10 protein-coding genes and 2 pseudogenes are annotated in these 12,834 nt (G+C 49.3%); 7 read left to right on the forward strand and 5 right to left on the reverse strand.

Annotated elements, in window-relative coordinates; all coding sequences use genetic code 11:
• Positions 1 to 410: 410 nt before the first annotated feature.
• Together HMPREF0673_RS01250 and HMPREF0673_RS01255 are read right to left on the reverse strand one after the other, a co-directional pair.
• Positions 411 to 857 carry a hypothetical protein gene (locus HMPREF0673_RS01250; RefSeq protein ID WP_007897060.1) on the reverse strand — a complete coding sequence of 149 codons (447 nt, stop codon included), beginning with the start codon at positions 855 to 857 and terminating at the stop codon, positions 411 to 413.
• A 24-nt stretch (positions 858 to 881) separates the two neighbouring features.
• On the reverse strand, positions 882 to 1,994 hold the full coding sequence (locus HMPREF0673_RS01255; protein ID WP_245544213.1) for a relaxase/mobilization nuclease domain-containing protein: 1,113 nt from the start codon (positions 1,992 to 1,994) through the stop codon (positions 882 to 884).
• An 81-nt stretch (positions 1,995 to 2,075) separates the two neighbouring features.
• Between HMPREF0673_RS01255 and HMPREF0673_RS13670 the strand changes: the two are divergent.
• Positions 2,076 to 2,354, forward strand: a pseudogene (locus HMPREF0673_RS13670) (AAA family ATPase); the annotation flags it as partial.
• Positions 2,355 to 2,369: 15 nt separating this feature from the next.
• The gene (locus HMPREF0673_RS01260) at positions 2,370 to 2,663 is read left to right on the forward strand and encodes a hypothetical protein (protein ID WP_157591604.1); all 294 of its coding nucleotides are present in this window, start codon (positions 2,370 to 2,372) and stop codon (positions 2,661 to 2,663) included.
• 86 nt (positions 2,664 to 2,749) lie between these two features.
• Here the strand turns inward: HMPREF0673_RS01260 and HMPREF0673_RS13285 are convergent, their stop codons facing one another.
• Together HMPREF0673_RS13285 and HMPREF0673_RS01270 are read right to left on the reverse strand one after the other, a co-directional pair.
• Entirely contained in the window at positions 2,750 to 3,598 is an 849-nt protein-coding gene (locus tag HMPREF0673_RS13285; protein ID WP_007897068.1) for a DUF805 domain-containing protein, read from the reverse strand.
• Between the two features lie 49 nt (positions 3,599 to 3,647).
• On the reverse strand, positions 3,648 to 4,445 hold the full coding sequence (locus tag HMPREF0673_RS01270) for a hypothetical protein (RefSeq protein ID WP_040596191.1): 798 nt from the start codon (positions 4,443 to 4,445) through the stop codon (positions 3,648 to 3,650).
• Positions 4,446 to 4,662: 217 nt separating this feature from the next.
• On the opposite strand from HMPREF0673_RS01270, the pseudogene HMPREF0673_RS14045 reads away from it, so the two are divergent.
• Positions 4,663 to 4,854, forward strand: a pseudogene (locus HMPREF0673_RS14045) (IS1380 family transposase); the annotation flags it as partial.
• A gap of 245 nt (positions 4,855 to 5,099) precedes the next feature.
• Here the strand turns inward: HMPREF0673_RS14045 and dnaK are convergent.
• Positions 5,100 to 7,007: a molecular chaperone DnaK gene (dnaK, locus tag HMPREF0673_RS01275; protein ID WP_007897071.1), complete on the reverse strand. Its 1,908-nt coding sequence runs from the start codon at positions 7,005 to 7,007 to the stop codon at positions 5,100 to 5,102.
• A 356-nt stretch (positions 7,008 to 7,363) separates the two neighbouring features.
• Here dnaK and HMPREF0673_RS01280 point away from each other — a divergent pair, with 356 nt between their 5' ends.
• From HMPREF0673_RS01280 to HMPREF0673_RS01295, 4 genes are all read left to right on the forward strand, one after another.
• Positions 7,364 to 9,907, forward strand: coding sequence for a YfhO family protein (locus HMPREF0673_RS01280; RefSeq protein ID WP_007897073.1), 2,544 nt, complete (start codon positions 7,364 to 7,366; stop codon positions 9,905 to 9,907).
• Positions 9,908 to 9,912: 5 nt separating this feature from the next.
• The gene (locus tag HMPREF0673_RS01285) at positions 9,913 to 10,728 is read left to right on the forward strand and encodes a GSCFA domain-containing protein (protein WP_007897075.1); all 816 of its coding nucleotides are present in this window, start codon (positions 9,913 to 9,915) and stop codon (positions 10,726 to 10,728) included.
• Positions 10,729 to 10,780: 52 nt separating this feature from the next.
• A complete protein-coding gene (locus HMPREF0673_RS01290) occupies positions 10,781 to 11,941 on the forward strand; it encodes a sensor histidine kinase (protein ID WP_007897076.1) in 1,161 nt (386 codons plus the stop codon).
• Positions 11,942 to 12,008: 67 nt separating this feature from the next.
• Complete coding sequence (locus HMPREF0673_RS01295) at positions 12,009 to 12,743, forward strand: LytR/AlgR family response regulator transcription factor (RefSeq protein WP_007897078.1); 735 nt, start codon at positions 12,009 to 12,011, stop codon at positions 12,741 to 12,743.
• The last annotated feature ends 91 nt before the right edge of the window (positions 12,744 to 12,834 follow it).

The raw sequence follows: 12,834 nt of genomic DNA on the forward strand, positions 1-12,834 counted from the left end.
TCTATCCAACGTACGATACGTCTTGAAGAAAGAATTTGAGTGAATCAGCGAGTCCAAAGCATGGTAGTCCTTCGCTCTCTGTTCATTTCGTATCACATTGTGATAGAAAATACGATTGGTTCTGTCAAGATCCATAACAGCACTCTGGTATAGATGGATACAGACGAAAATTGCCAAGGTACAGAAATAAATGAATGTATATGCTAATGCTTTTCGATTGTGGAGATGCGTCTTTACCTGCTGCCACTTGAACTTCAACCATGCTCTTAGTGATGGCGGTTCTGGTGGCGGAGGAGTAGTTATCCTTAAGAACATATCGCCCCATACCTTCATTATCTTGTGAGCCGTTTCGTCAGGCTCAGTCTCTTCAAGGGTGTTCCTACCGATGAAGCGAATGACACGCTGAATCTCTATGGGATATTCGGGAGCCCATTCTGCAACTTGAGAAATCTCATCAATACCATATATATGGCAAAGCTTTGCAATTTCATCACGCTTCTTTTGAATTTCTTCTTTCTCTTCCTGACGGAACTTCGCAAATTCTTTCTGGACAAGTCCCAGAAGATGTCGTGAATCGTCATGAGGTTATTCTCTGTTAGGATTCCTTTAGAGTCGGGCTGATTCTTGTAGTAATCTGCCATGCCATCATAGACTGCATCCTTCAAAGTACCATAGGCGAGATTATTACCTGGTGGCGCATTGTCATTCTTCCCATTCTGAGGAATCTGGGCAAACTTATCAAGCAACTCATTTAGCGTACTCAGGATGTCAGCGAGCTGCTTATCTCTCGCTTCATCCTTACCCTTGATGACAGACAATTCATCGAGGATTTCTTCAAGCAATTCATTTTTTGCCATACGAGTAAATATTTTTGAATGTTATTATCGCTCTCTGGTATAGGTCGCAGTTTTGTTTCGTTTTTTCTTCTTGTACTTGTCATCATCTCCCCAACCAAGCTTAGAGGCAGAGCCACCTCCATCTGCAGATATGGCAGGTTGATATGGTTGAAAGAGAATTTCGCCAAGTGCAGCAAGTCCTACTTGCAGGGCTCCATTGCCAGCATCAGTAACGTCCTCAAATTTCTCCATAAGTTCATTAAAGAATGACGATGCAAGCAACTTGCTATTACCTAATATATCCGGAGCACTGAATTGTCCAGCCTCTGCTTGCGAAGAGAAACGAGTATTGAAGTCAGGAAAGACCGTATCAATGTTGCGAACTTCGAAGCCATTGTGAGTATCATACCAATCCTGACGAGCATCCTCATACATATCTCTTGCCTGATTATGAACGACGGCAATAAGATTGCCAAGTTTCTCGCAAAGATGAGCGAGTGTTAGCGATTGGTCAAGTTGTTTACCGCTGAACGATATGCCATGTCGCATCTTAGCTTCGCCCTTCTTGTTCAAGACCTTGTCTCTTGCTATTGAGAACGAGATACCCTCAATACCGTTCGTATTCTTATTGTAACGGAAATGACAACGAATACCTACTTTAGCAAGCTCAATCTGAAACTCTTTCCAGTTGTCAGCAACCTGTAAAGATTCACGTACACAATGCATCATGTGGTAGCGAATGGCATCCATAGACCGAAGTCTTCTTTCTTCAACAGAGTCCTTTCCTGTAGCCATATACAAACCAGGACTCTTTGTCAGGTCTTTGCATATCCTTATATTTTTGATTTTTTCATGTGAATCGGATGTACATTTCCCCTTGAAGTTGACACGATTCACAACGATATGAACATGTTGATGCTCCTTATCGTAATGACGAAAGGCAACAAACTGATTATCGTCATATCCCATTTTTTGCAAGTATTCGCTGGCAAGTTGTCCCAACATGGCGTTGTTAATGCGTGGTGCATCATGTGGAGAAAACGCAAGAACGAAGTGAGCAACAGGCATCTTCGTTCTGCTGCTCAACCCTGCATGCATCACGAAACTATCCGTAATGGTTTGATTGTTCATCAAGTTAATGCCATCACTTGCTGCCACCAATATAGCATTTTTTGTGTGAATCATCGGCATAGTTGCAAAGACCAGATAGAAAATTATCGGTTCTGAGCCTTGTTAGAGTCATACTATCGCGACCGCTACGGACTGGAAGCCGACTTGGTGCTTCATATTGACGATGGACGCTATGCTCTGATAGAGTGCAAACTTGGCAGCCGTGAAATAGAAGAAGGAGCCAAACATCTTTTGGAAATTAAACGACTCATTCAAGTGCATAATGAGACAGAAAAGCAGGTGCCGCTGCGCGAACCCGACCTAATGATTGGCATGACAGGTGGCAGCATGGCTTACACACGCCCAGACGGAGTCAAAGTAATACCGCTTGCTTGTTTTAAAGATTAAAAAGTAGAATAGAATATGGGAACAGCATTACTATCACTCTGCTTCTGCGCATTGTCACTCGCCCTTGCCTTGTTTGTGGGCATATCGCCCATAAGCGACAAGACAAAGATCAGGTTCATGTATGTCGGTGCTGCGCTGTCGTTGATGGCAGTGCCAATGATGATCCACTACATTACAGGGCTGAACGATATTGTGAACGAGCTGCGTTATCAAGCCGTGCTTGTATTCATCGTCGTTGTGTGTTGCTATTACTTCGTCATAGCAAATATGGTGAAGTACAATGTCATGAAGATATTTCATCAATTGTAGGAAATCGACAACCGATGGCAGTTTGTATCGCTGTGCATCATGATATCTCACATCAGTCTTGATTTCCTTCCGTGAATTTATTTGCGTTAGTAATAACGTTCATATCCTGCTGCTTGTTCTATGTAATACATGGGTGGTTCTTTTCCCATTATTCTGTAACATTCAATGTATATTTTTGCATCGAACTTATTGTAATCTCTTCTAAACATCCACCAACTCCTGCCAGACATCGGGTAGAATCGCAGTCCCAACATATAACGCTTGGACCATTCTATAGAATCTCTTTCCGGAATATTTATCTCAGTATCATATATTCGTTCAGTATATTCAATGAATTCATTTCTATATCTATCTATCTTATTAATTCTATATGTTAGAAGTATTCCTGAGAAAAGTGAGAAAAGGAATGGAAAACTTATTAATAGAACAACAAAGTTAGCTATTAACACTTTACCAATTCCACAAATCTTACCACTCAGCGTGTTTTTATATAATTCTTTCTTCTTTGGACAATCACCGAAAATATTTTCGTTATCATCTCCATCAGAGAACATCATCCATATAAAATAGAAAGGTATAAACTGCCAATATAATTGTCTGTTCAGATCTTGACATCTTTTGCCACCTTGAGCAAAAAGTATATAGCCCCAGATTGCAATAAAGATACAGACAAACATATTCAATGTTTCATTATGATTATAGTTGTTTTGGTCATACCAGAACAATGATAGCCATAAACATATTATTGCCCCCCAAAGGGTCATGTTATATTCTCTACGTCTAATTCTTCCATCTATACTAAAGATTTGTTTTATTTTATAAAAGACGTTTGTTGTATGGAGCGCATTGTTTGCAGAAGCATTTTTCTCTCCATTTTGAACTGTATTTTCATCTTGCGACGTTACTTCTGCCCTATCCTTTATTTCTTCTTCCATTGCTTTACTCTGATTTGTTATACATTATTCTGCGGTCTTCCGCATTCAACTAGAAACCCAAAAGGTCACGAGGAGAAATCTGTATCTCTGACACAATTTTGCCATTCCTGTTCTTGTAGATTAGATGAAAGTGCACATCCTCATCTATTATCTGTTGTTTACTGGATTCATATACCTCTTTCTCGTTCTGAATGATATCTTTTTTCTGGCGGGCAACATCTTCTTTGCTACTTGGCGTGTTGCTTACTACATCATTCCAAAGAAATTCCGAATATATTGTATTGCCGCGGATATACTTATTTGTCATGAAGAAATTCTCCTGAATCTTTATAGGAAATGACATTTGTTCGATTGAAAGGGCTTCCTTCTCCAAATATCCAAGCGAAGAAGCAGTACCTTTCTTTATCTGATCAAGGATGAGTATTAGGTCGGTAGGAGTGTATTCTAATGTAAACTCAGCCTCCTTTGCGTCTTCTGCCACAAAAACCATTCGACACGTAACATTGTTGGCAATAAAGAAGTTGGCTCTCTCTATTCCCATGCCATGTTGCACAAAAGAGGTTCTCATAGCCTTTGCTTTCTTATCAAGAGGGTCGGCCTGCCACTTCATTCCATCCAGCACCCCTTGATTAATAGCTATGGTGTAAGTCAGAATATTGTCTTCAAATGCCACATCAATTAAGGTGCCACAGAGCCCCGGAGCGTCATGGGGAAGAGACTTCTGCGTTTCTTCCACCTGCTTGGAAAGTTGCAGTAAGGCCTCGCTTGTTTGAGGTTCTCCTTTCTTGTCGTTTATGACGCAACATGTAAGCATTGGCATCAATAGTAAAAACAGCAATTTCTTCATGTGGTGTATAGTGATTAAAGAGTTTGTAATCTCCATCAGAATGTAGACAGCCTTAATTCCGCAACACTATTATAAATTAAACTTTTTAAATACATGAGCAACAAAAAGTTCTTGGACAAGCCAAGCAGCAAAGCCGAGTGGCTCAGGGTTTTACCATGTCGAAGAATTCACTTACCTTAGTGTTGCTAAATAAAAGACAGCAAACAAATCGAATTACATTGCAAATATAAAAATAAAATCCGAGAATTTCACTCCTTTTGAGGAAATATTTTGGGGTATGTACCAATTTGACTCCACATTGTCATCAGTAATCGACTCAACCCATGGTCTAAGGTGTTGATCGTTCGGTTATCAGTACAGCAAAATCATCCGTTCTATCATGAGTATCTGCTTCTGGGGTGGTTCATGTACTTTTGGAGTATTAATTTGTTAATAATAAAACAAGCAAATGTAACACTTTTCGGATATAAAACATTACCTTTGTCGCCGTTTTGAAACAAAACGATTGAGAGCCCCCGTATATTTTTTTCTGTATATCTTCCAGGATACACAAATTCGTGAACAAAAAAAGGCGTACAACCGATCTCTATAAGATTTCGGTTGTACGCCTTATTATTTATTCTTATTCAGAAAGTCTGTTCTTAAAAGTCAAGCTTACTTAACCTCCTCGAAGTCTGCGTCCTGGATGTTGTCATCAGCCTTTGCGCCGTTGTCTGCGCCCTGTTGTGCACCTGCCTGAGCGCCTGCGCCCGGCTGTGCGCCACCCTGGTACATCTGTGCAGAAGCTGCCTGCATGACGTTGTTGAGGTTGGCGATGGCGGTGTCGATGGCAGCCACGTCGGCAGCCTTATGAGCGTCCTTGAGCTGCTGCAGAGCCTGCTCGATGCCCGGCTTCTGGTCGGCAGGAATCTTGTCGCCGTTGTCCTTGAGGAAGTTCTCGGTGGTGAAGATCATCGAGTCAGCCTGGTTGAGCTTGTCAATCTTCTCGCGCTCTGCCTTGTCAGAAGCTGCGTTCTGCTCTGCCTCTGCCTTCATGCGCTCGATTTCCTCCTTGCTCAAGCCTGAAGAAGCCTCGATACGGATTGCCTGCTCCTTGCCTGTTGCCTTGTCCTTTGCAGATACGTTGAGGATACCGTTGGCGTCGATGTCGAATGTCACCTCAATCTGTGGAACGCCGCGGCGTGCCGGTGCGATGCCTTCGAGGTTGAACTGGCCGATAGACTTGTTCTGTGCAGCCATCGGGCGCTCGCCCTGGAGCACGTGGATGGTTACGGCTGTCTGGTTGTCGACGGCTGTAGAGAATGTCTCGCTCTTCTTAGCCGGGATTGTGGTGTTGGCGTCGATGAGCTTTGTCATCACGCCGCCCATTGTCTCAATACCGAGTGTAAGCGGTGTTACGTCGAGCAGAACGATGTCGCCTACGCCGCTCTCCTTGTTGAGGATAGCACCCTGGATAGATGCGCCTACGGCTACCACCTCGTCGGGGTTAACGCCCTTTGAAGGCTCCTTGCCGAAGTAGTTCTTAACGAGTGTCTGTACGGCTGGTATACGGCTTGAACCGCCCACGAGGATCACCTCGTCAATGTCTGATGTCTGGAGCTTTGCGTCGCGCATTGCGTTCTGGCAAGGTACGAGACAAGCCTGGATGAGGTTGTGTGCGAGCTGCTCGAACTGTGAGCGTGTCAGCGTCTTAACCAAGTGCTTTGGCACGCCACCCTCGGCTGAGATATACGGCAGGTTGATTTCTGTCTGTGTAGTGCTTGAGAGCTCAATCTTTGCCTTCTCTGCAGCCTCCTTGAGACGCTGCATAGCCATCGGATCCTTAGAGAGGTCGATGCCTTCGTCGGCCTTGAAGCCCTGTACGAGCCAGTCGATGATTACCTGGTCGAAGTCGTCACCGCCGAGGTGTGTATCGCCGTTTGTAGAGAGCACCTCGAACACGCCGCCGCCGAACTCGAGGATAGAGATATCGAATGTACCGCCACCGAGGTCGAACACTGCGATCTTCATGTCCTTGTTAGCCTTGTCTACGCCGTAAGCGAGTGCAGCTGCTGTCGGCTCGTTCACGATACGGCGAACGTTGAGACCTGCAATCTGACCAGCCTCCTTTGTAGCCTGACGCTGTGAGTCGGAGAAGTATGCCGGAACGGTGATTACGGCATCCGTAACCTCCTGTCCGAGATAGTCCTCAGCGGTCTTCTTCATCTTCTGAAGTGTCATTGCCGAGATTTCCTGCGGAGTGTACTTGCGTCCGTCGATGTCAACGCGCGGATAGCCGCCTTCGTTCACAACGCTGAACGGTACGCGTGTCACTTCCTTCGAGCACTGCTCATAGGTCTCGCCCATGAAGCGCTTGATTGAGTATACGGTGTTCTTCGGGTTGGTGATTGCCTGACGCTTTGCAGGGTCGCCTACCTTACGCTCGCCGTCCTTTACGAAGCCAACGACTGAAGGAGTTGTGCGCTTGCCTTCGCTGTTGGCGATTACTACCGGTTCGTTGCCTTCAAATACGGCAACACAAGAGTTTGTAGTACCTAAGTCGATTCCAATAATCTTTCCCATAATATTTCGTTTTTTATTTTTTACTTTAATTGGTTGATGTTTTCGCTTACTGATATACAAATGGTGTGCCAAAAGCTAAATATCTTGTCTTTTGCTGACAAAAAGCAGAGCCGACGGTCTGACAGAATGACACTCGGAGCGTTTTTAATGACATATTTTACATTGCGAAAGTGCAGCTTTGGGCATCCGCGTCGGTCGATGCGGACATCTGCGCCGGTCGATGCGGACGTCTGCGTCGGTCGATGCGCACCATGCAAGTTAAGAAAAACACTTAGATTACTGCGTATTTTGAATTATTTCTGTAACTTTGCAAACATATATATATTAATGTATAATCAAACAAAACAAGAATATCAATGAAGACTTTGAAACGCTTTCTGCCAGACTTGCTGGTAGTGTTGTTGTTTGCGGTCATCGCGTTTGCCTACTTCTTCCCGGCAGACACGGAGGGGCGCATCCTCTATCGTCACGACTCGTCAGCCGGACGCGGCGCGGGCGAGGAGCTTACTGAGTATTACCAGCGCACGGGCGACATGCCGCGCTGGACGAACGCCTTGTTCGGCGGTATGCCTACGTATCAGATGGCTCCGTCGTACCACTCGCAGGAGGTGCTGAACGGCGTGGGCAAGTTCTACCACCTGTGGCTTCCGGAGAACGTGTGGTACGTATTCGCCTATCTTCTGGGCTTCTACATCCTGCTGCGTGCGTTCGACTTCCGCCGCGAGCTGGCAGCGTTAGGTTCCATTCTGTGGGCTTTCAGTAGCTACTTCTTCATCATCATCGCCGCCGGACACATCTGGAAGGTGATTGCGCTGGCTTATCTGCCGCCGATGATTGCGGGCATCGTGCTCGCCTATCGTGGCAAGTACGTGTGGGGCTTCGTGCTCACGGGTCTGTTCACGGCGCTCGAGATTCAGGCTAACCACGTGCAGATGACCTACTACTATCTGTTCATCGTGCTGTTCATGGTCATCGCCTACCTCGTAGAGGCTCTGCGCCAGAAGCAGATGGCACGCTTCGCCAAGGCTACGGCGGTGTGCGCCGTGGCGGCTGTATTGGGCGTGGTGATCAACCTCTCCAACCTCTACCACACATGGCAGTACACACAGGAGTCGATGCGCGGCAAGAGCGAGCTGGTGAAGAAGAACGCTGCCAACCAGACTTCGAGCGGCTTGGACCGCGACTATATCACGCAGTGGAGCTACGGCGTAGACGAGACTTGGACCCTGCTCGTGCCTAACACCAAGGGCGGTGCTTCGGTGCCGCTGGCGCAGAACGAGAAGGCGATGGAGAAGGCGAACCCCGAGTTCTACCAGATATACCAGCAGTTGGGTCAGTACTGGGGCAACCAGCCGGGCACAAGCGGTCCGGTGTACGTCGGAGCGTTCGTGATGCTGCTCTTCGTGCTGGGTCTGTTCATAGTGAAGGGCCCGATGAAGTGGGCGCTGCTCGCTGCTACGGTGCTCTCCGTACTGCTCTCGTGGGGCAGAAACTTCATGTGGTTCACCGACCTCTTCCTCGACTATGTGCCGATGTACGCGAAGTTCCGCACCGTGGCGTCGATACTCGTCATCGCCGAGTTCACCATTCCGCTGCTTGCTATGCTGGCTCTGAAGAAGGTGCTCGAGACCGAGAACTTCCTCAAGGGCACCACCCCACTGCTCGTCGGTCCGGCTTCGCACCGACTGGTGTGCCGCGAGGTGAAGAACCGCTCGTGGCTCGTGCTCAGCTTCGTGCTCACAGCCGGTATGTGCGTGGCGTTCGCCATCATGCCTACGGTGTTCTTCCCCGACTTCGTTTCTAACGCCGAGCTGCATGCTCTCGCCTCTATACCGAGCGAGTATCTCACTCCGCTCATCAGCAATCTGCGCGAGATACGCATCTCTATATTCACCGCCGACTGCTGGCGTTCGTTCTTCGTGATACTCGCCGGAACCGTCATCCTCGTGCTCGCCCTGCTGAAGAAGCTGCAGCCGAAGTACGCCGTGGCTCTCCTCTTCGCGCTCTGTCTCGTGGATATGTGGCAGGTGAACAAGCGCTACCTCAACGACGGAATGTTCGTGGAGCGCAGCGTGCGCGAGACTCCGCAGCAGGAGACAGCCACCGACCGCCAGATTTTGCAGGACACATCGCTCGACTATCGCGTGCTGAACCTCGCGTCGAACACGTTCAACGAGAACGAAACATCATACTACCATAAGTCAATCGGCGGCTACCACGCTGCCAAGTTGCGCCGCTATCAGGAGCTTATCGACGAGTATATCGCGCCGGAGATGCAGCAGGCGATGTCTGCCATCGCCAAGGCGCAGGGCGATATGACAAGCGTGCCGGGCGACTCGGTTTATCCGGTGCTCAACATGCTCAACACCAAGTATATCATCATGCCGCTGCAGGGCGGACAGACCGTTCCGTTGCAGAACCCTTACGCCTACGGCAATGCGTGGTTCGTCGACCGCCTCCAGTATGTAGACAACGCCAACCAGGAGCTCGATGCCATCAAGCAGCTCGACCTGCACCACGAGGCTGTAGCCGACAGCAAGTTCAAGGCAGCCTTAGGCGAAGCCGTCAAGCAGGAGGACACAGCGTTCGCGCGTCTCGACAAGTACGAGCCGAACGAACTACAATACACCGTGCAGTCGCCGAAGGGCGGCGTGGTTGTGTTCTCTGAGATTTACTACCCGGGCTGGACTGCCACCGTCGACGGCAAGGACGTAGAGGTGGGTCGCGTCAACTACGTGCTGCGCGCCATCAACGTGAAGCCGGGCGAGCACAAAGTGGTGCTCACGTTCAAGCCGGCATCGGTGAAGAACACCGAGACCGCAGCTTACGCAGCCTATCTGCTGCTGGCTCTCGCCATCATCGGCGGAGTGGTATTTGAAGTTAGAAGAAAGAAGGAGTAAGAATAATGGAATTCCGCACACCCGTCATCATCGACAAGTCGCCGTTCGCGATTGCCCCCTGCGAGCGTATGCTCTTCGTGGGGTCGTGCTTTGCCGACAACATGGGCAGCCGGTTCGTCGACGACAAGTTTCGCGCTACGGTCAATCCGTACGGCGTGATGTACAACCCGGCGAGCATACTGCACACCGTAGAGCGCTACCTCGCAGCCGAGACTGCGGAGGTGGCGCGCACGGCGGTGTTCACGCTCGGCACCAACCGCGTGTACATACTCAACGAGACGGGCGAGATTGTGGACAACTGCCAGAAGCGACCGCAGCGACTCTTCACCGAGCGCAGCCTCAGCGTCGACGAGTGTGCGGAATACATAACGAAAGCCATAAACATGCTGCGCGAGCGCAGAGCGGACGTGCGCGTCGTGCTCACCGTGAGTCCGATACGCTACGCCAAGTATGGCTTCCACGGCAGTGCCGTGTCGAAGGCTACGCTGCTGCTGGCAGCAGAGCAGGTGGCAGAGCAGACCGAGAACTGCGTCTACTTCCCTGCCTACGAGATAGTGTGCGACGAGCTTCGCGACTATCGCTTCTATGCGCCCGACATGCTGCACCCCTCGCAGCAAGCCGTCGACTACATCTGGGAACGCTTCGCCGACACGTTCTTCAGCAACGAAACTAAAGCATTCTTGAGCGAGTGGCAGCCCATAAAGGCAGCTCTGAACCACCGCCCCTTCAACCCTGACTCGGCAGAACACCGCGCCTTCCTTGAGAAGACGCATCAGAAACTGGCTGCACTGAAAGCCCACTATCCAGAAATGGAGATATAGAAAAACGAATTAGAGACATTAAAGACAAAGAGAGTTATAAAAACCAAAGCCTATGAATTTTCGTAAAGAGCATACCATTTATACGTTCATGTGGACGTTGCTGTATGCATCGCCAGTGGTGAACATATACACACGCATGGCTGCCAACCCAAAGATCACCTTCTCGTGGGGCGAGATATTCCACGCATGGGCGTTCACAAGTATATGGCTTGTGATGTTCGCCATTCACAACTTCCTGCTTCTGCCCATCCTGCTACGCAAGCGCAAGACCGGAACCTACCTGTGTCTGTCGGTAGCCTTACTGCTCGCCGGCACGTTCATCAACTACATGGGGCGACCGAAGCACAGACACATCGACGAGATACGCATGGAAGAAGAGTGGAAAGCCGACTCTATCGCCTACGAACGAGTGGCAGCGGTGCGACTGGGCGACGGACGCTATTGCAGTCCGCAGAACCCTATGCACCGCAAGCCGTTGGAGTACCAACCCATCGACCCCCTGCCGATGTTAGGACCGGGCGAGCTGGTGGCGTTCTTCGGCGGACTGCTGCTGATGGGCATGAACCTCGGCGTGAAGCTCTACTTCATGTCGCAGCGCGACCTCGAGCGCCAGAAGATTATCGACAAGAAGAACCTGGAGCAGCAGATGGAGTATCTGAAATATCAGGTGAACCCCCACTTCTTCATGAACACGCTGAACAACATACACGCCCTCGTGGACATCGACCCCGAACGAGCCAAGACAACAATCGTGGAACTGTCGAAGATGATGCGCCACATACTGTACGACGGTGGCAAAAAGCTCATACCGCTGACGTGCGAGGTGGAGTTTCTCAACCTCTACGTGCAGCTGATGCGCCTGCGCTACAGCAACAAGGTACACATCAACGTAGACTTACCCCAGCAACTGCCCGAGTTGAAGCTGCCTCCGCTGATGCTCATCATCTTCGTGGAGAACGCCTTCAAGCACGGCATCAGCTACCGCGAGGAGTCGTTCATCAACATAAGCGTAGAAGTGGAAAACAAGCGACTGCTCTTCAACTGCCGCAACAGTAAACCCACACAGTCACAGAAGTCGAACGAGAAAGGCGGCATGGGGCTGCAGAACGTGCGACAGCGACTCGAACTGCTCTACGAGGACGACTACACACTGAGCATCAACGATGCTGAAAAGACGTACGAGGTGAAGCTCGACATTCCGATGCAGAGCTAAACGCACGCCACGCCAAGAAAGGATTTACACAACTATAAATTGCACTGAACACATAATTTCGACAACTATGATAAAGACCCTCATCATCGACGACGAGCCTCTGGCTCTGCAGCAACTTGCTGCCTACGTATCAAAAGTGCCGTTCCTGACTCTCGTTGGCGAGTGTCAGAGTGCTCTCGAAGCACGCGACATCATCAACAGCGAGCGTGTTGATGCCATCTTCATCGACATCAACATGCCCGACCTCAACGGCATGGACTTCGTGCGCTCGCTCGTGGCTCCACCGCTTGTGGTCTTCACCACGGCTTATTCCGAGTACGCCATCGACGGATATAAGGTGAATGCTGTCGACTATCTGCTGAAGCCGTTCAGCCTCGACGACTTCCGCCGCGCCGCCTTGCGTGTAAAGGAACGCTACGAGCACGCCAACACACCGCTCTCGCTGCCAACCGAGCCAGAGCCAGAACTCACCGACGAGAACATCTTCTTGAAGACGGAGCATAAAGTGGTGCGCGTGAAGATTGCCGACATACGCTACATTGAGGGCATGTCCGAATATCTGAAGGTACACATCATCGACCAGCCACGCCCCATCATCATGCTCCTCGCCATGAAACGCATGGAGGAACGCCTGCCGTCCAACTTCCTGCGCATACACCGCTCGTACATCGTGAACATGAATCATGTGCAGGAGGTAACCAAGAACCGCATCGTGATGGATGCCGACACGTATCTGCCAATCGGCGATATGTACAAGGAGGCACTGAGCAACTACCTCGCAGACAAGTATCTGGGAAGATAGAACGAATTTTCAATTCGTTCAGTTGAGAATTGAGAATTTAGAGTTGAGAGTTATGATTACGGCTCACCCGATAAACCAGGGGGATTAAGCA

The organism is Leyella stercorea DSM 18206 (assembly GCF_000235885.1).
Classification (GTDB): domain Bacteria; phylum Bacteroidota; class Bacteroidia; order Bacteroidales; family Bacteroidaceae; genus Prevotella; species Prevotella stercorea.

What these genes read in the sequence shown, in the direction of transcription:
- HMPREF0673_RS01250 (WP_007897060.1), bottom strand. Translation starts at nt 857, where the DNA reads ATGGCAAAAAATGAATTGCTTGAAGAAATCCTCGATGAATTGTCTGTC.
- HMPREF0673_RS01260 (WP_157591604.1), top strand. Translation starts at nt 2,370, where the DNA reads ATGGGAACAGCATTACTATCACTCTGCTTCTGCGCATTGTCACTCGCC.
- HMPREF0673_RS13285 (WP_007897068.1), bottom strand. Translation starts at nt 3,598, where the DNA reads ATGGAAGAAGAAATAAAGGATAGGGCAGAAGTAACGTCGCAAGATGAA.
- HMPREF0673_RS01270 (WP_040596191.1), bottom strand. Translation starts at nt 4,445, where the DNA reads ATGAAGAAATTGCTGTTTTTACTATTGATGCCAATGCTTACATGTTGC.
- dnaK (WP_007897071.1), bottom strand. Translation starts at nt 7,007, where the DNA reads ATGGGAAAGATTATTGGAATCGACTTAGGTACTACAAACTCTTGTGTT.
- HMPREF0673_RS01280 (WP_007897073.1), top strand. Translation starts at nt 7,364, where the DNA reads ATGAAGACTTTGAAACGCTTTCTGCCAGACTTGCTGGTAGTGTTGTTG.
- HMPREF0673_RS01285 (WP_007897075.1), top strand. Translation starts at nt 9,913, where the DNA reads ATGGAATTCCGCACACCCGTCATCATCGACAAGTCGCCGTTCGCGATT.
- HMPREF0673_RS01290 (WP_007897076.1), top strand. Translation starts at nt 10,781, where the DNA reads ATGAATTTTCGTAAAGAGCATACCATTTATACGTTCATGTGGACGTTG.
- HMPREF0673_RS01295 (WP_007897078.1), top strand. Translation starts at nt 12,009, where the DNA reads ATGATAAAGACCCTCATCATCGACGACGAGCCTCTGGCTCTGCAGCAA.